General features: G+C 37.9%; 20 protein-coding genes. 16 read left to right on the top strand and 4 right to left on the bottom strand.

Annotation, left to right across the window (positions count from 1 at the left end):
- The first annotated feature begins 37 nt into the window (after window positions 1-37).
- The gene (locus AA0X95_RS23480; protein ID WP_413302224.1) at window positions 38-676 is read left to right on the top strand and encodes a phosphatase PAP2 family protein; all 639 of its coding nucleotides are present in this window, start codon (window positions 38-40) and stop codon (window positions 674-676) included.
- Window positions 677-709: 33 nt separating this feature from the next.
- Here AA0X95_RS23480 and AA0X95_RS23475 read toward each other — a convergent pair whose 3' ends face one another.
- Both AA0X95_RS23475 and AA0X95_RS23470 read right to left on the bottom strand, forming a co-directional pair.
- Entirely contained in the window at window positions 710-2,107 is a 1,398-nt protein-coding gene (locus AA0X95_RS23475; protein ID WP_413302221.1) for a hypothetical protein, read from the bottom strand.
- Between the two features lie 154 nt (window positions 2,108-2,261).
- Window positions 2,262-2,753 (bottom strand): antibiotic biosynthesis monooxygenase family protein, encoded by a 492-nt coding sequence (locus tag AA0X95_RS23470; RefSeq protein ID WP_413302218.1) that lies wholly within the window; start codon window positions 2,751-2,753, stop codon window positions 2,262-2,264.
- A 265-nt stretch (window positions 2,754-3,018) separates the two neighbouring features.
- Here AA0X95_RS23470 and hemE point away from each other — a divergent pair, with 265 nt between their 5' ends.
- The 11 genes from hemE (at window position 3,019) to AA0X95_RS23415 (ending at window position 16,116) form a co-directional block, all read left to right on the top strand.
- Window positions 3,019-4,065 (top strand): uroporphyrinogen decarboxylase, encoded by a 1,047-nt coding sequence (gene hemE / locus AA0X95_RS23465; RefSeq protein ID WP_413302215.1) that lies wholly within the window; start codon window positions 3,019-3,021, stop codon window positions 4,063-4,065.
- A gap of 179 nt (window positions 4,066-4,244) precedes the next feature.
- Window positions 4,245-5,177, top strand: coding sequence for a ferrochelatase (hemH, locus tag AA0X95_RS23460; protein WP_413302212.1), 933 nt, complete (start codon window positions 4,245-4,247; stop codon window positions 5,175-5,177).
- Window positions 5,178-5,214: 37 nt separating this feature from the next.
- Window positions 5,215-6,657, top strand: a complete 1,443-nt coding sequence (gene hemY, locus AA0X95_RS23455; protein WP_413302209.1) for a protoporphyrinogen oxidase — start codon at window positions 5,215-5,217, stop codon at window positions 6,655-6,657.
- 230 nt (window positions 6,658-6,887) lie between these two features.
- On the top strand, window positions 6,888-9,041 hold the full coding sequence (locus tag AA0X95_RS23450; protein WP_413302206.1) for a YhgE/Pip family protein: 2,154 nt from the start codon (window positions 6,888-6,890) through the stop codon (window positions 9,039-9,041).
- A 103-nt stretch (window positions 9,042-9,144) separates the two neighbouring features.
- Window positions 9,145-9,879, top strand: a complete 735-nt coding sequence (locus AA0X95_RS23445; protein WP_413302204.1) for an MBL fold metallo-hydrolase — start codon at window positions 9,145-9,147, stop codon at window positions 9,877-9,879.
- Between the two features lie 16 nt (window positions 9,880-9,895).
- Window positions 9,896-10,885 carry a lipoate--protein ligase gene (locus tag AA0X95_RS23440; protein ID WP_413302201.1) on the top strand — a complete coding sequence of 330 codons (990 nt, stop codon included), beginning with the start codon at window positions 9,896-9,898 and terminating at the stop codon, window positions 10,883-10,885.
- Between the two features lie 165 nt (window positions 10,886-11,050).
- Window positions 11,051-12,613, top strand: a complete 1,563-nt coding sequence (locus tag AA0X95_RS23435; protein WP_413302199.1) for a fatty acid--CoA ligase family protein — start codon at window positions 11,051-11,053, stop codon at window positions 12,611-12,613.
- Between the two features lie 75 nt (window positions 12,614-12,688).
- On the top strand, window positions 12,689-13,465 hold the full coding sequence (locus AA0X95_RS23430) for an enoyl-CoA hydratase-related protein (RefSeq protein ID WP_413302196.1): 777 nt from the start codon (window positions 12,689-12,691) through the stop codon (window positions 13,463-13,465).
- A 106-nt stretch (window positions 13,466-13,571) separates the two neighbouring features.
- A complete protein-coding gene (locus AA0X95_RS23425; RefSeq protein ID WP_413310203.1) occupies window positions 13,572-14,294 on the top strand; it encodes an AzlC family ABC transporter permease in 723 nt (240 codons plus the stop codon).
- A complete protein-coding gene (locus tag AA0X95_RS23420) occupies window positions 14,284-14,592 on the top strand; it encodes an AzlD domain-containing protein (RefSeq protein WP_413302194.1) in 309 nt (102 codons plus the stop codon). The genes AA0X95_RS23425 and AA0X95_RS23420 overlap by 11 nt, the downstream gene beginning before the upstream one ends.
- 252 nt (window positions 14,593-14,844) lie before the next feature.
- Window positions 14,845-16,116 carry a M48 family metallopeptidase gene (locus AA0X95_RS23415; RefSeq protein ID WP_413310199.1) on the top strand — a complete coding sequence of 424 codons (1,272 nt, stop codon included), beginning with the start codon at window positions 14,845-14,847 and terminating at the stop codon, window positions 16,114-16,116.
- Between the two features lie 264 nt (window positions 16,117-16,380).
- Here the strand turns inward: AA0X95_RS23415 and AA0X95_RS23410 are convergent, their stop codons facing one another.
- The gene (locus AA0X95_RS23410) at window positions 16,381-16,617 is read right to left on the bottom strand and encodes an IDEAL domain-containing protein (RefSeq protein ID WP_413302191.1); all 237 of its coding nucleotides are present in this window, start codon (window positions 16,615-16,617) and stop codon (window positions 16,381-16,383) included.
- Between the two features lie 189 nt (window positions 16,618-16,806).
- Between AA0X95_RS23410 and AA0X95_RS23405 the strand changes: the two genes are divergently transcribed.
- On the top strand, window positions 16,807-17,421 hold the full coding sequence (locus AA0X95_RS23405; RefSeq protein WP_413302188.1) for a competence protein ComK: 615 nt from the start codon (window positions 16,807-16,809) through the stop codon (window positions 17,419-17,421).
- A gap of 21 nt (window positions 17,422-17,442) precedes the next feature.
- Here AA0X95_RS23405 and AA0X95_RS23400 read toward each other — a convergent pair whose 3' ends face one another.
- Window positions 17,443-17,808, bottom strand: coding sequence for a hypothetical protein (locus AA0X95_RS23400; protein ID WP_413302185.1), 366 nt, complete (start codon window positions 17,806-17,808; stop codon window positions 17,443-17,445).
- Window positions 17,809-17,948: 140 nt separating this feature from the next.
- Here AA0X95_RS23400 and AA0X95_RS23395 point away from each other — a divergent pair, with 140 nt between their 5' ends.
- From AA0X95_RS23395 to lepB, 3 genes are read left to right on the top strand one after another with little or no spacing between them, the layout of a single operon-like run.
- Window positions 17,949-19,016, top strand: a complete 1,068-nt coding sequence (locus AA0X95_RS23395) for an LCP family protein (RefSeq protein ID WP_413302182.1) — start codon at window positions 17,949-17,951, stop codon at window positions 19,014-19,016.
- A 48-nt stretch (window positions 19,017-19,064) separates the two neighbouring features.
- Window positions 19,065-19,730, top strand: a complete 666-nt coding sequence (locus AA0X95_RS23390; protein ID WP_413302179.1) for a TVP38/TMEM64 family protein — start codon at window positions 19,065-19,067, stop codon at window positions 19,728-19,730.
- Window positions 19,720-20,274 carry a signal peptidase I gene (lepB, locus tag AA0X95_RS23385; protein ID WP_335547967.1) on the top strand — a complete coding sequence of 185 codons (555 nt, stop codon included), beginning with the start codon at window positions 19,720-19,722 and terminating at the stop codon, window positions 20,272-20,274. The genes AA0X95_RS23390 and lepB overlap by 11 nt, the downstream gene beginning before the upstream one ends.
- Window positions 20,275-20,306 lie beyond the last annotated feature (32 nt).

Here is a 20,306-nt window from a genome sequence, read left to right as displayed (position 1 = left end):
TAAAGGATTTTAAAAAGTAAGTGAAAGGATTAGGGGAATGGAAGCAAAAAGCAAAGTAAATTATTCTTTTATTTTTATGGGCATGGTCATTATATTCGCACTATTTACAACTATTAAAGTGGCTACACACAGTATTTTTTGGATGGATGATAAAATTGCAGGATTATTTTCGCATGTACCTGGATCTGTCATTCCATTTTTTATTCAACTAACTGAAATGGGGGACAAAAAGGGCATTGGGGTTGTCGCCATATTGATGTTAATTTGGTTATTGGTTAAAAAAAGGAATTATCTTGGGGCGGCTGTTTTTGCTTTATCTATTGCAATAGGTAATGAAATTAGTAAGCTTCTTAAGGATTACTTCGCTCGACCAAGGCCAGATCTTGAGCATCTTGTCAATGTGAAAAGTTATAGCTTCCCAAGTGGGCATGCAATGGTTGGGATGACTGTGTATTTTTTAATGGCTTATTTATTGATTGAGTCAACTGTTTCAAAAACGGCAAAAATCATTATTGGTGCATGTGCGGCTATTTTACTTCTTTTAATTGGAGCAAGCCGGATTATTTTACACGTACATTATCCATCAGATGTTCTTGGGGGTTATGCATTAGGATATATATGGGTATCCATTTCGATTATTCTCTATAATTATTTTAAAAAGAAAAAGATTAAATAGGAAAAGAGGCTGGATTCAGCCTCTTTTCTGATTTTATATTAAAAACATAGCCACTATGGTTGTTACGACTAGCCCGATTATTACGGGGACTAAGTTCCTTCTTGCTAGTTCAAAAGGGTCCACCTTACATATCGCTGCCGCTGGAATTAACGCCCATGGTACGAGAACTCCACCACCAACCCAAATAGCTGATATTTGCCCTAGTGCAGTAAGGGTAGCAGCCCCTTTTCCAATCGCTGTTGCGAAAAGGGCGGCAATAGAACCAGCAAGGGAGATTCCTGAAAAACCTGAACCATCCAATCCTGTGATTGCCCCCACAGTGGTTAACGTGACAGCACCTACTGCTTTGCTTAACGGAACAATGCTAGCAAGTGCCACACCTAAGTCATTAACGATACCATGAGATGCTTTTGGCAAATATTCTCCAATGATTTTTGTGAAACCGCTGTCACCTAAATAGAAGAAGGCGGCAATTGGGATAACTGGACCAAAGACCTTAAATCCAAATTGGAACCCTTCAATCAAATACTGGGTGGTTTGCTCTAGGCCTTTATTTTTATGACTGGTTAAGGTAATTAATAGAAGAATAAGAATAGAGGTTCCACCGATTAATGCTGTAGCATCACCGCCAGTCAAATCTAGAATTGTCATGGCAGCGACGTCGGCAGCGAATAACAATGGTACCAAAATGGCAAAGAAACGTTTTTGTCCTAAAGATAAGAGGTTGTTTTGCTGAGGGGATTCATCTGATGAATCCGATAAGACAGATGAATTGACTTGAAGAACCCCACGTTTCATATCTCTTTTTAGAAAATAGAAGGCGGTAACGGTTGTAACAAGCCCCATTATAAATACTAAAGGAATGCTGGCGTTGATGACATCCTGTATCGGAAGTCCTGCAGCATCTGCCGTAAGCTTTGGAGCTGCTTGAATGACAAAGTCACCAGACAATGCAATACCGTGACCAAATAGATTCATTGCCATGGCGACGCCAAGTGCTGGCAACCCTGCTCTAATGGCTACGGGAAGGAGGACGGCACCTAGAAGGGCAACTGCAGGAGAAGGCCAGAAAAACCAGGAGATCACCATCATTAAAATACCAATTGTCCAATAGGCTAGGGTAGGGTTACGAATTAACTTTCTAAAGGGTGAAATCATGACATCATTAATGCCGGTTGCCGTTAATGTATGGCTCATAGCAACAATAATAGAAATGACGAGTATCGTAGACAATAGTTCAGTTATGGCATAACTAAAACTGTTGAATATACTGCTTACTGAATGACTTAGACTACCAGTGGCAACTAGGGCAATTAAAAATATCCCCGCAATACAAATGATGGTCGTGTCCCTTCTCATTATCATAAATCCAATAATAAGAACAATAAAAGTCACATATATCCAATGAAGAGCCGTAAGTTCGACTATCATTTAAACTCCCTCCTTTCTAATATCCAGCAGGGCTATAGCCCTGTTGAATGTAATACAGGATATGAAATTAGCAAGAAGTGGTGAAAGAGAGGAGAAAATATTTATTAGAACAAAAAAGAATGGAGCCAATACTCCATTCATGTGCTTTTGCTAATTATTCCGTTAGCATATATTTGCTAACATAAGGTGCGCTCGAAAAAATCTTTGCCTGTGAGTCCATTCCTGTCATTTTACTAACATCAAAAAAAGTTTGAGAAGATTGCCATGCTTGGTAGGATGCTTCATCTTTCCAGACAGTCATAATTACATACTGACTAGATGTTAGGGGACGAAGTACTCGCACGGCTAAGAATCCTTGTTGACTTTTAACATCGTTTATTTGATTTTTTACTTGATGCTCAAATACTGCCTTTCCTTCATCTGTGATTGGGACGTTGTTTAAAACAACAAAACCTTCTTTTGTCATCTCTCCAATAGAGAGTAGTTCTTCAAATTTTCGAGGCTCATTAAAAACAGTTTCACCAGCCGTTTCATGAAATAATAAGGCATGGTTTTCGTTGAGCATTGTTACCATTACTTCATTTGGGTATTTAGCTTCAATCTTTTTTAAAAAATCCAATGTTCCTGTGGTCATATAGGCATTCATACTCTTTCTCCTCCTTATTAATCATTTTACTAGTGTATACCCATCCTAAGTCCGTATTCTCCATTTAAATGTAACAATTCTCGGAACCTAAAAACGACTTTTTTTTGACAGTTATTAGTGTTACCTATACACAAATAGGATTAATAGATATAGTGAAGACAGTCTGAATATAACAATCATTTCAAATATGATAAGAAAGTTTTTAAATTTAAGCCAACTATATTAAAATGGAAAACAGACATGTGTTTGAAAGGTGGACAAAAAAATGACAAGACCGATTAATGAAACATTCTTAAAAGCAGCTAGAGGTGAAAAGACAGACTATGTACCTGTATGGTATATGCGTCAAGCAGGACGTTCACAACCTGAGTACAGAGAGATTAAAGAAAAATATTCTTTATTTGAAATCACACACCAGCCTGAACTTTGTGCGTATGTCACACGGTTACCGGTTGAGCAATATAACGTAGATGCAGCAATTCTATATAAAGATATTATGACCCCACTACCAGCAATCGGAATGGAAGTAGAAATCAAGGGGGGAATTGGCCCTGTTATTGACAACCCAATCCGATCTCTAGCAGATGTTGAAAAATTGGGAGAAATCAATCCAGAAGAAGATGTTCCATACGTATTAGATACCATAAAATTATTAACACAAGAACAGTTGTCTGTGCCTCTTATTGGTTTTTCAGGAGCACCATTTACCCTTGCGAGTTACATGATTGAAGGGGGACCATCCAAAAACTATAATAAAACCAAAGCATTCATGTACACAGAGCCTAAAGCATGGTTTGCCTTAATGGATAAGCTGGGCGATATGATTATTACATATGTAAAATCACAAATAAAGGCAGGCGCAAAAGCAATCCAAATTTTTGATTCTTGGGTTGGTGCCTTAAATGTCGAGGATTACCGTTATTTTATCAAGCCTGTCATGAACCGTATCTTTTCTTCATTGAAAGAAGAAAATGTTCCGTTAATCATGTTTGGGGTAGGTGCTAGCCATCTTGCCTTAGAATGGAATGAACTACCGCTGGATGTAGTAGGTTTAGATTGGAGATTGCCAATTAGCCAGGCAAGGGAACTTGGAATTCATAAAACCGTTCAAGGAAATCTTGATCCTGCAATATTATTGGCTCCTTGGGAAGTGATTGAGGAAAAAGCAAAAGCTATTCTAGACCAAGGCATGGCACAGGATGGATATATTTTTAATCTAGGACATGGTGTATTCCCATCCGTAAAGCCAGAAACATTAAAAAGACTAGCTTCATTTATTCATGAATATTCAGCATCCAAATTAAGTCGTTAAGACTCATTTTGAGTGTTAAAATTGGTAAGACGTCCAATTTTTTGGCACAATAGAATGAGTTGCTTTTTTACTGGGCCATTAATATGACAAGGTGAATTTTCCATACCCTAATGAATATTACTGGCCTGTTCCATAAATAAATGGATCATGAGGAACAGACTTAAAGATGAGGTGTGAATATGGCGAATAAGAAAATGGGTCTGTTAGTAATGGCATACGGTACCCCTTATACATTAGATGACTTAGAAGGATATTATACGCATATCCGTCATGGACGGAAGCCATCGCCTGAAATGATGGAAGATCTTAGAAATCGGTATGAGGCTATTGGGGGAATTTCTCCACTAGCTAAAATAACGCAAGACCAAGCAGAGAAGTTAGAGGAACATTTAAATACCATTCAGGATGACATCGAATTTAAAATGTATCTTGGTTTAAAGCATATTAAGCCTTTCATTGAAGATGCAGTGAAACAGATGCACGAAGATGGTATTAAAGAGGCAGTTAGTATTGTGCTTGCGCCTCATTTTTCAACGTTTAGTGTAAAATCCTATAACGGTCGAGCAGTAGAGGAAGCAGAAAAATTAGGCGGACTTAAAATAACTAGTATTGAAAGCTGGTACGAGGAACCTAAATTTATTGGGTATTGGGCTGACAAAGTGAAACAGGTCTTTGAACAAATGCCTCAAGAGGAAAAAAATCATGCGGTACTAATTGTTTCTGCGCATAGTCTTCCAGAGAAAATCTTACAATTTGGCGACCCTTACCCTCAGCAGTTAAAAGAAACGGCGGATTTAATTGCAGAACAAGCAGGAATTGAAAATTATACTATTGGGTGGCAAAGTGCAGGAAATACTCCAGAGCCATGGATCGGTCCGGATGTACAAGACTTAACAAGAGACTTGTACCAGCAGCATCACTATAAAGCATTTGTCTTTGCACCAGTTGGATTTGTATGTGACCATCTGGAAGTTCTTTTTGATAATGATATCGAATGTAAAGCAGTGACGGATGAATTGGGTGTTAGCTATTATCGTCCTGAAATGCCAAACGCACAGGAAGAATTTATTGATTGCCTTTCTACCGTCATCCTAAAAAGATTATCTCATTAAAAACTAATAGGGAATTAAAGGGAAGAAGGTGACGTCCGTGGCGGAAGAAAAACAAAAGGTTGTTATTATTGGAGGAGGAATAGCCGGTTTAACAGCTGCATTCTATCTTCAAAAACAGATTCATGAACACAACCTTTCTATTGAAATTAAACTTATAGAAGCTTCCCACCGTCTCGGAGGCAAAATGCAAACCGTTATAAGAGACGGTTTTACAATTGAGAGAGGTCCTGATTCATTTTTAGCAAGGAAGACAAGCATGATTCGACTTGCTAAAGAAGTAGGGATGGACGATCAATTAGTTCATAATTCCACGGGTAAATCATATGTTCTAGTGAATGAGAAGCTACACTCAATGCCCGGTGGTTCGATCATGGGAATTCCAACACAAATAGGCCCCTTTTTGACAACAGGCTTATTTTCGATTCCTGGTAAATTAAGAGCTGCGGCCGATTTTATTTTACCTCGTTCTGAAAGTGGGAAAGACCAATCTTTAGGAGAATTTTTCAGACGAAGATTAGGTGATGAAGTGGTTGAGAATTTAATTGAACCATTGTTATCAGGCATTTATGCGGGTGACATCGATCAATTAAGTTTAATGTCTACTTTCCCACAATTTTATGAGGTGGAACAAAAATACCGAAGCCTGATTGTTGGCATGAAAAAAGCGACTCCTTCTCAACCGAAAAAGACCGAAAGTAAAGAGAATACTAAAGGGGCTTTTTTAACTTTCAAAACAGGGCTCCAATCTTTTGCAGAAGCCATTGAAAGTAAAATAGACCCGGAGTCTGTTTTAAAAGGTCATCGTGTTGAAAAGATTACAAAGTCCAATCAAAAGTATGAGATATATCTTAATAATGGGGAAACCATTCAGGCAGATAGTATTATTGCTGCTACTCCTCATCAAATAACGCAAGGGATGTTTTCAGAGTATCGCTTTTTTGATCCATTTAAATCGGTCCCATCTACATCTGTTGCCACTGTCGCGTTGGCATTTCCAAAGGAAGCAATCAAGCAGGATATTGATGGAACCGGATTTGTTGTCTCAAGAAATAGTGATTATTCGATTACTGCTTGTACGTGGACGCATAAAAAGTGGGCCCATTCGACTCCAAAGGGAAAAGTTCTCCTACGCTGTTATGTGGGAAGAGCCGGTGATGAAACCATTGTCGATTTATCAGATGACCAAATTATAAAAATTGTTTTGGATGATTTAAAGAAAACAATGGATATTACATTAAACCCCGATTTCGCAATTGTATCCCGTTGGAAGAATTCAATGCCGCAGTATACGGTTGGGCATAAACAACGGCTTGCTACCATTCTAGAACATGTTAAAGAGGAACTACCTGGTGTTTTCATAGCAGGTGCTTCTTATGGAGGAGTAGGTGTTCCAGACTGCATTGACCAGGGTGAAGCGGCTGTACAGAATGTTTTAGAATACTTTAAAAAGAAGACACCATTAAAAGAAGCTGTTCGATAACAACAGCTTCTTTTTCTATATAATCGAGAGGAGAACTTTCATTTTTTGCTTGCAAACCTTTAAAAATGGAGGTATACTTCTAAAGTATTAAATGACCGAAATGTTCATTTGGTCAATAATGAATGACGAGAATACTTTTTTCAAAGGATTGTCTAAATAGATAGTCCTTATTTTAAAAAGCGAAATGACCAAATGAACAAAACAGTCAGTATAAAAAGGAGGCATCAGGGTTGAAAAACATCTTGTTAAAGGAAGAACTTTTATCTATCTTTAAAAATAGAAAAATTCTCATTCCCATTATTGCTGTCATGTTTGTCCCTGTCTTGTATGCCGGTATGTTTTTATGGGCTTTTTGGGACCCATATGACAAGCTGGATGAGCTACCGGTTGCAGTAGTCAATAATGATGAAGGTACAGTACTGGATGGGGAGCACCTGCAGCTTGGGGATGACTTAGCGTCCAAACTAAAGAAGAGCAACCAATTTGATTTTCAATTGGTTGATAAAAAGGAAGCGTATAAAGAGCTAGAGGACCAAAAGTATTACATGGTCATTGAGATTCCTGAAAACTTCTCTGAAAATGCAACCACCTTATTAGATAAGCAACCAAAAAAGTTGGAACTGATTTATACCCCAAATGAAAGTTATAATTTCCTTTCAGCACAAATAGGTGGAACAGCTGCTGAAAAAATTAAAACGGCTGTATCAGAACAAGTGACTGAAACGTATGCAGAAACCATGTTTGGTAAAATCAGTGAACTTGCCGATGGGGTCGAAAAAGCCAGTGATGGTGCTGGTCAATTAAAAGATGGTTCTACAAAGCTAAATAAAGGGTCTGTAGAGTTAAGTGACGGCCTAAACACACTAGCAGAAAAATCAATCGAATTTAAAAATGGAATGATGGCAGCAAATGATGGGACAAATAAACTTGCTGCAGGTTCAAGTGAGTTAAAAAATGGATTGGCTAAAGTTGATTCTAATTTACCACTCCTTATAAAGGGAACACAGGATGTTTATTCCGGTGCTGAGAAATTAAAGAGAGATCTGCCAACTGGAATTGCAGATGCATTTGAAAAACAATTATCAGGTAGTATGGGAGAGCTGAACACGGGGATTGATCAATTTGAATCACAATTAACAGCTTCCCTTGCCTCACAGATTGCTGATCAAACCATTACAACACAAACGGCAAAAATGCAAGAACTAGCCAATGTATTAATAGCTAATGGTGTATCACCACAACTTGTAAATGCAATTATGATGGAAGAGCAAAAAAAGGCACCAACTAAAGAACAGCTACAACAACAAATCACATCAGAACTTAGTCCTAAATTAGATGGTGGCTTCAAACAATTTAAATTAGCTATCAATGACAAATTATCTGGTGCATCCAGTGGTTTAGATGAAAAAATAAAAACACAAACAGACCCATATTTTGATCGATTAATTGGTGGTATTGGCACTATTAATGAAAATCAGAAATTATTACAGCAAGGCATTCATCAGTTATATACTGGTTCCGTCCAATTATCTAAAGGAACTAGCGATCTTTCAAACGGTATGAATCAATTATCTGCTGGTTCAACGGCCCTTAGCTCAGGTGCAGGACAGTTAGCAGATGGTTCAAACCAATTAAAGGATGGATCAACCCAATTATCTGATGGTGCTAAAGAGCTAGCTGATAAGCTTTCAGATGGGGCAGAAGAGGCTTCTAAAGTACATGCTGATAATAAGACATATAACATGATGGCAAAACCTGTTAAATTAGATACGGAAAGTGTTAATCATGTCCCTAACTATGGAACAGGATTTGCACCATACTTCCTTTCATTAGGTTTATTTGTGGGAGCATTATTATTATCAATTGTTTTCCCACTTAGGAATACAGCTGTTACCCCAACCAGTGGCTTTAATTGGTTTGCCGGGAAGTTTGCCATTATGGCTTGTGTGGGAGTAATTCAGGCGTTATTGGCAGATATGATCCTTCTTCTTGGATTAGGCCTTGATGTTCAAAGTGTTCCGAAGTTTATTTTATTCTCGATTATTACAAGTTTAACTTTTATTGCATTAATTCAACTGCTTGTTTCAGTATTTGCCGATGCAGGGCGTTTTCTTGCAATCATTATTCTTATTTTCCAATTGACTACAAGTGCTGGAACCTTCCCGCTTGAGTTAATTCCTAACTTCTTACAGCATTTTAATGCCTTCCTGCCAATGACTTATTCCGTTTCTGGCTTTAAGGCAGTGATTTCAAGTGGTGATTTTAGTTTTATGTGGGAAAATGTCATGATTCTATTAAGTTTCTTACTTGCTTTCGCTCTAGGAACCATTGCATATTTTACAATGAGAGTTAGACATCAGTTTCAACATGCAATAAATGAATAATGACAAGAAGACCAGCTGAATAATTACGGCTGGTCTTCTTCATTAGGAAATTAGATTTTTTTTGAGTATATTAAAAATAGTACTCTAAACGGAGGGATTAATTATGAAGTTAACAACAATTGGTTTTTGGGGTGGATATCCGAAACAGAATGGAGCAAGTGCAGGTTATCTACTTGAACATGAGGGCTTCCGACTACTAATAGATTGTGGAAGTGGAGTTCTTTCCAAGATGCAGAATGTGATTCAACCAGAAGACCTGGATGCCGTTATTATTTCGCATTACCATCCTGATCATATTGCTGATATTGGTGTGTTGCAGCATGCAAGATTAATCCTAGGATTTTTAGGGAAGACTTGCCCAACTCTTCCGATATATGGTCATCATTATGATGAACATGAATTTACGAAATTAACCTACAAACAGATTACAAAAGGGATTGCATATGATCCTGCAACTTCGATTGAAATTGGCCCATTCACAGTCTCCTTTTTAAAGACAGACCATCCTGTCCCATGCTATGCGATGAAATTTGAAGCAGCTGGAAAATCGCTGGTATATACGGGAGACACTTCATTTAAAGAAGAATTTATTGAGTTTAGTAAAAATGCAGATGTCCTGTTATGTGAGTGTAATTTCTACGGAAATCAAAACGGTAAACCAGCTGGTCATATGAATAGTCTAGATGCTGGCACGTTGGCTCAACAGGCATCAGTCAATCAATTAATCCTTACTCATTTGCCTCAGTATGGTACTTTATCTGATTTAATTGAAGAGGCATCTACTCAATTTACTGGTATAATTAAGCTTGCAGAAGAATTCCAATCTATTTCATTATAAGAAGGGGAAATATAGTATGTTATTTATCGATAATAAAGGCATCACAGATCCTCGTATTAATTTAGCAATAGAAGAATATGCACTGAAGAATCTAGATATTGATGAAACCTATTTATTATTCTACATAAATGAACCAAGCATCATCATCGGCAAGAATCAAAACACTATCGAAGAAATTAACACAGAATACGTGGAGAGTAATGGAATCCATGTGGTTCGTAGGTTATCTGGTGGTGGCGCAGTATACCATGACCTTGGTAATTTAAACTTTAGTTTTATCACAAAGGATGATGGTGAGAGCTTTCATAATTTCCGGAAATTCACTGAGCCTGTTGTGGAGGCATTAAAAAGCTTAGGAGTAAACGCGGAACTGAGTGGCAGAAATGATTTACTTGCTGAAGGAAGAAAGGTTTCGGGAAATGCCCAATTTTCAACTAGAGGTAGAATGTTCAGCCACGGTACTCTTTTATTCAATTCAGAAATGGATCACGTCGTCTCTGCTTTAAAGGTGAAGAAGGATAAGATTGAATCGAAGGGAATTAAATCTATTCGCAGCCGTGTAGCTAATATCTCTGAGTTTCTACCAGAAAAAATGGATATCCAGGAATTTCGTTCTCTCATTCTCAAACATATCTTCGAAGGACAAGAGGATGTTCCTGAATATGTACTGACGGAAGAGGATTGGGAAAAAATCCATCAACTTTCGAAGGAACGTTACCAAAACTGGGAATGGAACTATGGGAAGTCTCCTAAATTCAACCTGCAGCACTCACATCGGTTCCCCGTTGGATCAATTGATGTTCGATTAGAGGTTAATAAAGGATTAATTGAGAATTGTAAAATTTATGGAGACTTTTTTGGTGTAGGGGATGTTAGCGACATTGAGACGAGGTTAATAGGTCTTCGTTATGAAAAAAGCGAATTAGAAAAGGCACTTGCAGACTTGGAGATTTCTCGTTACTTTGGAAACATCACCAAGGAGGAATTCGTTAATTTAATCTATTAATAAGGAAGCTGACTCAGGAAGGTGCCAGGCACCAACTGAATCAGCTTCTTTTTTAATGATTTTTAAGGTATTATACTTGAATACTCAAATTTCTAGCAATATAATATATTTAGAAAATTTTTATAATTAAATGAATGAGTATTCATTCATATAGGGAGGGAAACTATGAATTTATCAACCAAGTTTCATGAAACAGCAAAGGCATATGCTGATAAACCAGCGTACTATTTTATGGGACAATCGAGTACTTATGCCGAATTAGATGTTGCAATTACGAAATTTGCCGCAGGTCTCGAAAAATTAGGGATAAAACAAGGCGACCACATTGCACTATTGTTAGGCAACTCACCACATTTTGTCATCAGTCTCTATGGGGCTTTACGGTTAGGGGTAACTGTAATCCCGGTCAATCCAATTTATACCGCAGATGAAATTGGCTACATTTTAAATAATGGTGATGTAAAAGCAGTCGTTGCCCTCGACCTAGCGATTCCATTAGCGGACAAAATGCATACTTTCTTACCAAAGATAGAGCATTATGTATTTTGTGAAACAACGCCAAACAGTCTGGAATCAACTAAAATTGAAACTCTTTCTGTCTACCCTAAAATGAAATCGTTTACAGAAGTAGTGGGAATGGGAGATAGTTCTTTCCAAGGGCCTGAACTGCAAGACGACGATGTAGCTATTATTCTTTATACGTCTGGAACAACAGGAAAACCTAAGGGAGCCATGTTAACCCATCAAAATTTGTACAGTAATGCAAGTGATGTTGGTGATTATTTAAAAATGAATCAAGATGACAGAGTAGTAACTGTTCTCCCGATGTTTCATGTCTTCTGTTTAACGGTTGCCTTAAATGCCCCGTTATTAACGGGAGCAACCCTGTTGATTGCACCGAAATTTAGTCCTAAAGAAACTTTTTCACTAATAAAAGACTATAGGGCTACTGTGTTTGCCGGTGTTCCGACTATGTATAACTTCCTTTATCAATATCCAGAAGGAAATCCAGATGACTTACAATCCTTACGTTTATGTATTTCAGGTGGAGCCTCCCTTCCAGTTGCCTTGTTAAAGAATTTTGAACAGAAGTTCAATGTATTAATTTCTGAGGGGTATGGTTTATCCGAAGCATCGCCGGTCACTTGCTTTAATCCACTTGATCGTCCTCGTAAGCCTGGTTCCATTGGCTGCTCCATTCTCCACGTGGAGAACAAAATTGTGAATGAGCTTGGGGAGGATGTACCTGTTGGTGAAGCAGGCGAGTTAATCGTTCGAGGTCCCAATGTTATGAAGGGTTATTATAAAATGCCAGAAGAGTCTGCAGCTGCTATTCGAAATGGTTGGCTATATACCGGTGATATTGCAAAAATGGATGAAGATGGATACCTTTATATTGTCGACCGGAAAAAAGATTTAATTATTGTTGGCGGTTATAATGTCTATCCACGTGAAGTAGAAGAAGTAATTTATGACCATCCTGATGTCGTCGAAGTAGCTGTTCTTGGAATTCCTGATCCCAACCAGGGGGAGGCAGTGAGTGCGTATGTTGTCAGTAAAAATCCAGATTTGACGGCCGCCCAAGTACTGTCATATTGTAAAGAGCACCTAGCAAAATATAAAGTTCCATCATCGATTGAGTTTTTAGAAGAGCTCCCGAAAAACACAACCGGGAAAATATTAAGACGAGCATTAAGGACTCAAGTAACACAATCAGTTGGAAAGTAAGTTAAAATTTTTTCTATGAAAGGCAGGCATTTAGCCTGTCTTTTTCGAATTGATTTATATAAAGGGGGAGTAGCAATGGAACAAATCGTACTTGAAAAATCTAATCATATTGCAACGGTTACCATTAACCGTGAAGAGTCACTAAATGCATTTAATTACGAGACACTTTTGGAATTACAGGAAAAAGTAGAAACGATTCGTATTAATCCTGAAGTTCGCGCTGTCATATTTACTGGTGCAGGGGAAAAATCCTTCAGTGTGGGTGCAGATTTAAAAGAGCGAAAGACCTTAACGGATGAGCAAGTGAAACGAAATTTGTTTAAAATCAATGAGGTGTTTAATGCAATCGACCAACTACCACAGCCTACTATTGCAGCGGTAAACGGTTTTGCCTTTGGCGGGGGGATGGAGCTTGCATTAGCATGTGATTTTCGCCTAGCTGCTAAAGACGCGGTAATGGGACTAACGGAGACAGGTCTGGCCATTATCCCCGGTGCTGGTGGAACACAGCGGCTCCCACGCTTAATCGGTCAGGCAAAAGCTCTAGAACTTATCCTAACTGCACGGAGAATGACGGCTGATGAGGCATTGAGTGTTGGGGTGCTAACACAGGTTGTTGAGCGGAAAAGCTTATTGGATGAGTGCTTTGCTTTTTGCGAACGATTGCTTGCGAATGGCCCCATTGCATTGCAGCAGGCAAAGTTTGCGATTAAAAATGGCATGAATACGGATCTACATACAGGTCTTCAAATCGAACGAAAGGCTTACGAGGTAACGCTCCCAACCGAAGATCGGGTGGAAGCATTGCAAGCCTTTGCTGAAAAAAGGAAACCAGTTTTTAAAGGGAAGTAAACATGGCCTCTCTCGCCATGTTTTTTTATTGTAAATTTTATTGAAAATTTGCTAAAATTTATTTTTATATGAGAGTTTGATTATGGGGGGAATCAGGTTGGCAGATATGGCAATTGTGAGAGAGACATCTGAGTTTAAGAAGGGGCTCCAGGCAGGCATTACGATCGGGATTGGCTATTTTCCTATTGCACTAACTTTTGGGCTCCTTGCAAAAACTTCGGGCCTTTCCATTTACGAAACAGTTCTAATGAGTATCATTGTATTTGCTGGTGCTTCACAGTATATATCATTAAGTCTGATCGCGTACGGGACGGGGATCTTCGAAATTATTTTAACCACGTTTATTGTGAATATTCGTCACTTTTTAATGAGCACCACCTTAACGGAAAAATGTGAGGAAGACCATTTACTGAATAAACTGATATACTCTTTTGGCATTACGGATGAGACGTTTTCTGTGGTTGCCACAAAAGAAGGCACCGCTACAACTGGTTTTATGTTTGGTGTTATTTCCATATCCTATTCAAGCTGGGTTGTATTTTCCGGAGTAGGTCACCTCATCGGTGCAAGTCTGCCTCAAACGCTACAAGAAAGTATGAGTGTGGCACTTTATGCCATGTTTATCGGTTTATTAGTCCCTTCCATGAAAAAAAGTGTAAAAGTAGTTTTTCTTGCGGCACTTGGTGCGGTGTTTAACTCTATTTTCACCATTAATCACCTTATGGCTCAAGGATGGGCTATTGTTACGGCCACACTTTTATCAGCGGTTCTTATAGAATTAGGAGAAGTTTTGAAAAATAAGCATCGGGGTGTACAACATGAAGAGTGAAATCATTTGGATGATTATTGGGATGGGATTGGTCACTTATATACCTCGAATGCTGCCGTTTGTCTTATTTAAAGGAAAAGAGCTTCCACCATTTGTTCAGGGTGTTTTAAAGAATGTTCCTTACGCTACTCTTGGAGCATTAATTTTTCCAGCTATTCTATTTATTCAAAATGGAGATTTTTGGTATGGTGCCCTGGGGGCAGCAGCAGCTTTTCTTGCTGCATTTTTAGGAGCAAATGTAATTGTAGTAGTCCTGGGATCCATTGCTGTCCTTGCTGTTTATTCGTATCTTATGTAAGCCAGTCATGTACTGGCTTTTTTTGCTTTAATGGGAAGCATTAACTTCGACTTCGAGAATTGTCCAGCTCCAGCGCCTAGCCCCTCGGGTCAAATAACCTTCTGCAATAAAAGTCAAAGAGCGACTTTTTTTGCAGAAGAACATTTGCCTGTCGGGGCTGATCAAGGCGCTTGCGCATTTCTTTGTTCTAAAACCGATAGATTAAACTAAACTAAATATAGAGAGAGGCTGTACACAAAGGGGGACAAAATGATGGTAAGAAAAATGGGGGTCTATGCGGTATTGGCCTTCTGTCTGTATGGATTGTTTTTTTATTGGTACTTATTTTACTTTGCTGATGCAAAGTTACCTTTTGAATATGAAGGATCTAAAGCTGACCCTGCTACCTTTTTAAATGGAAGGGAGCTTATGTTGAGCGAAGAGTATTCAAAAATTAGAAATCTATTGTTTTTTTTATCGACACCCTTTGAATGGTTGTTTTATTTTTTATTATTATTGTTTGGTTTTTCTAAGGCTTTTAAGCAATGGGCAGAAAGCTCCTCAAAGTACAAATTTCTGCAAACGGCGATCTATCTAATTTGGTTATCCTTTTTTGCATTTTTAGCAACATTTCCTTTAAATTATATTAGTTATACCTTATCTAAGACGTATCATATTTCCACTCAATCCTTCCCTTCCTGGATGAAGGATGAATTAATTGATTTTTGGCTTAATTATGGGACATGGTTGATTATTGTGCCTGTTTTATACTGGCTTATGAAAAAAAGCAATAAACGCTGGTGGCTTTACGGATGGTTGTTGTCCATACCGTTTACCTTATTTATGATGTTCCTGCAACCAGTTGTTATTGACCCACTATACAATGATTTTTATCCGTTAAAAAATAAAGAATTAGAAACGAAGATTTTAGCATTAGCAGAGAAGGCGGACATTCCCGCACAGCATGTTTTTGAAGTAAATATGGCAGATAAAACAAATTCTTTAAATGCGTATGTATCGGGGATTGGTTCAAACGCTAGGATTGTCCTTTGGGATACTACATTAAATCGACTAAATGACAATCAAATCCTTTTTATCATGGCACATGAAATATGTCATTACGTTGAAAAACATATTTATTTTGGAATTGGTGGATACCTATTGCTCTCGCTACTAGGACTATATTTGACGTACAGGCTGATGAACTGGGCAACGAGGCGCTGGGGAAAGGAATTGAAAATAACGGATGTAGCAGATATACGGTCACTTCCTTTATTTTTTATGATTTTGTCCATACTTATGTTTGCGGCCAGTCCATTTACAAATTTTGCTTCTCGCTATGAGGAAACACGGGCAGACAAATATGCGATTGAGATGACGAAGAACCCAGAAGCTGCGATTACTTCATTTCAAGAGTTAAGCCGCTCGGGATTAAGTCAAGTTAACCCACCATTCTTAGTGAAAATTTTCCGTTACACTCATCCTTCCATGCTAGATCGAATTTCGAAGCTGGAAGAATACGAAATTAAACTAAAAAATAAATAACCACACTGAGGCTGAAGAACATACGTGACTTCAGCCTCTTTCTCTTAGGCTGTGTTAAACGACCCTGTTGTTTTAACAAACAATGTTGATTGGAGAGGAAGGCGCGAAGACTCCTGCGGGAGTACGGGGCAGGGGAGACCCCGCAGGAGCGAAGCGACGAGGAGGCTCCCCGGCACGCCCGCGGAAAGCGAAGTGCCGGAGCGGAAATCAAGATCCAAGTTTAAAACAAAAAACCGCCCAATACAGGCGGTTCAAAAAGTTATGTCACGTTCCAAATCGTTTGTTAATGTCATTGAGCTGTCCAGATAGAAGGAGAAATGATCGTTTGTCCCGCTTGTCGATGGCTAAATCAATCTTCCGCAATAATTTTTCCTTTTCCACAGTTAGCTGAATTTCCGATAAAAGCATGTCAATGTATAAATCCTGGACGTAGTTCTCTTTCATTTGATTGCGTTTCATGGCACCAAGTTTCATTAACTCTGTGTATGATTTTTCATTCATGAAAATCACCTCTGATGCTTTTTTCTAGTATATGGAGTTTTCTCATTATTATCAATACTATTTATAATTTTCTGAAAAATAATTACTTGACGCATATTGTGGACAATTTAGTAACAATTCAGAAAAAATAATGAATTTTATGTCGAAAGTGGTAAGATGTGGTAGAAACCAATAAAGGAGATGATTAAGTTGAAGCAAAAATTAATACCGAAGGAGCTGGGGAGTTTGAAACAAAAAATCATTGAAGAATATGAGGCAAATTCATGCACCATGAGTATACAACCAGTGGAGTACGGTAGTAAAATATATTCTCTGATCTATGAGACGGATGGTGAATTCTTGTCTCCATTTAAACCATTCGAAATCATCAAACATAGCTGCGAATTTTATGGATCTGATTATCAATCAAGACGAAGGTTAACAAAAGATTTAACTAATTTCACTCGTAAAGCACCATTGGTGGTTGAACCGATTAACGACATTTTCTTTTTCCCTACTGCTTCACCTGAAAGTTCTGTTTGTATGTGGTTTTCACCATCACTAATTGAAAATTATTGGCCAGCACCAGGTGTGAAAACCAAAGTTTTGTTTCTAAATAAACAAACACTTCTTTTCGATGTTCCTTATATTACTTTTAACAAGCAGATGGAAAGAACTTCTCATGTAAAAACGAGGTATTTACAGAGATTGGAAAGAAAAGGAAATAAAAAGACGTTTTATTTAATAAACAAACCTAAAGTAGTGAAGGCATCAGAAACCCAAAGAGAATATACAAATCATATAAAAACTCCGAATCCGAAATAAAATAAGAGTGTTACCCATTTTTTAACGGGACAGATGTTTTTTTAGTAAGTAGGCTTCCATTAATTCTTGAACCTTATTTCGAATTCGTGGATTAAAGTAATTATGGTTTTCCTCATAGCCTTTGTAAATAAACATGTACATTGTAAAAGCGTCGTCCCGTTTTGTTTCAACGACTTGAAGTTTATTTTTTTTCATATATTGTTTTACCTCAGCCAATTCCTGCTGTATCTCCTTCATTGTTTCCTCAATCAAGTCCAAATACGGTTTTTTCAATTTGAAGGGGCTTTTTTCTACAACTGATAAATCACGGTTTAGGATGATCAAAACCATCGGTAAATATATGGCTTTCTCCATAATGTCACGATCATTTTCAGGAATTCGGGTCATGGATACTCCACCTTTCTGTAAAAAATAAGAACACATGTTCCTTCTTATTTTACGAAAAACCTCCAACAAAAGCAATAGGACTTTTTTTACCAAAGCTCGTCATGTGGCGAGCTTTCTTTGTTGCAAATTTCGGCTGATTTATGAGAAAGTTTTTATTAATAGAAGGATATCTGGTAGGGGAAAATGAATTAAATGGAGAAACCTTTAAAAAGAAAAATCAGTCATATATAGGTGAAGATAAAACAGGGACGAATGGTGGTAAACGAATGAGAGCTGATAAACATCAACATAAGAAAAAGAGAAGATGGAAGTCCGTTTTGCTTGTATTCTTACTTTTAATTGGAGCAGGAGCTGGTTATGCCTATTTTCAATATAAACAAGGAGTAAATAAATCATTAAAGAAAATAAATAAGGACAGTACAGATACTGAAGAAGTATATACATTTGAAGGACAAAAGGATCAGTATGGAGATACGAATATTTTATTGCTTGGAAGTGATGCCAGAGGGAAAGAAAAGTCTCGGGCAGATACCATTATGATTGCACACTACAATGAGGACAAAGGGACCTTCAAACTAACATCCATTATGAGAGATAGTTATCTAGGAATTCCTGGTCATGGGAAACATAAAATTAATTCGGCTTTCGCACTCGGGGGCCCAGAGTTAATGAGACAAACGATTAAACAGAACTTTGATATTGACCTACAATACTATTCAATCGTTGATTTTCAAGGTTTTGCTCAGTTGATTGATGAAGCTTTTCCTAAGGGAGTAGAGATCGATGTAGAGAAAAAGATGTCTGCATATATCGATGTCACTTTAGAACCAGGATTACAAAGATTAAATGGTACACAATTGCTTGGATATGTTCGCTTCCGTCATGATGCTGTAGGCGATTTTGGACGAGTCGAACGTCAACAAAAGGTAGTGAAGGCAATTGGAGATCAACTGAGTGGGTTTCAAACCATTACGAAATTGCCCAAACTTATTGGGGTTGTGACCCCCTATGTGAAAACAAACATGGATACATCTGACATGTTATTTATGGGAAAGGATTTCTTTTCAGATAAAAGAGGAAATGTAGCTACCTTACGAATTCCAGTGGAAGACAGTTTTACGGAGCCGAGAATTAAAGGTGAAGGTGCTGTTTTAGATATTGATGTCGAAAAGAATAAAGAAGCTCTTCATCAATTCATTACACAGTGATATTTCTCTAGAACAAAATGAACAGGACAAAAATAAAGGAGAAATAGGATGGACTTTGATGCATTGAAAGCCTGGTTTACGCTTGAAAATATTATGAGTCTAATACAGGAATATCGAGCCCTCGGTCCCTTACCTGGCATCTTGCTAACCATTATTGAAGCATTTCTTCCGTTTCTCCCATTATTCCTATTTGTAATGGCTAATGCAAGTGCATTCGGACTATGGTTAGGTTTTTTATATTCATGGATTGGAACTTGTATTGGGGCACTACTGGTTTTTCTACTGGTCAGGAGATATGGGCAAAGGAGATTATTATCTTTTTTGCCGAAGCAACCTAAGGTTCGTAAGCTCATGGATTGGGTGGAACGTCACGGTTTTGGTCCGCTTTTTTTACTTCTTTGCTTTCCATTTACACCCTCGGCAGTTGTTAATATTGTTGCTGGCCTTTCAAAAATTAGCACAGCCCAATATATGCTTGCGGTTTGCATTGGTAAAATGGTGATGATTTTCACGATAAGCTTTATTGGGTATGATATTCATTCATTAATAACTAAACCTTTTCGCACGGTCATAGTATTTCTTGTTATTTTCATTCTTTGGTATATAGGAAAAAGAATTGAACTTAGATTGAATAAGAGTACAGAAAATGACCATAATGAAGAATTATATAGAGACAGAGAGCTGGAGAAAAGGAGGAGTTACAATGAAGATTGAATGGAAAAAAGAAGGAATGGAATGGGTTAAGGCGTTTGCAATTGGAATTATTATTTTTGCTTTTATTCGCACATTTTTCTTCTCCAACTATATTGTGGAAGGTGAATCAATGATGCCAACCCTACAGGATGGAAACAAACTTGTAGTGAATAAACTTGGCTATCAAGTGGGGGAATTGAATCGTTTTGACGTAATCGTTTTTCATGCAAATGCAAAAGAAGACTTTGTTAAAAGAATTATTGGGCTTCCAGGTGATAAACTAGAGTATCGTAATGATCAATTATATATTAATGGGCATAAGTACGAAGAACCGTTTTTAGATGTTTACAAACAGAAGTCACCGGGTTTAAAAATAACAGGCGATTTTAGTCTGAAAGAAATAACAGGCGAAAATACAGTGCCTGAAGGGAAATTATTCGTGCTGGGTGATAATCGACTAGGAAGCTGGGACAGCCGCCAATTCGGCTTTATCTCCGCAACCCAGGTGGTTGGGAAAGTAGATTTACGCTACTGGCCATTAAATGAAATGGACGTCCATTTTTAATATTTTTAGAGCAGGACGGCACGATTGGTAAA

This window comes from Neobacillus phoenicis (genome assembly GCF_047302305.1).
Classification (GTDB): Bacteria; Bacillota; Bacilli; order Bacillales; family Cytobacillaceae; genus Neobacillus.
The sequence above is the reverse complement of the archived record's forward strand: the minus strand, read 5'-3'. Positions and strand labels throughout refer to the sequence as shown.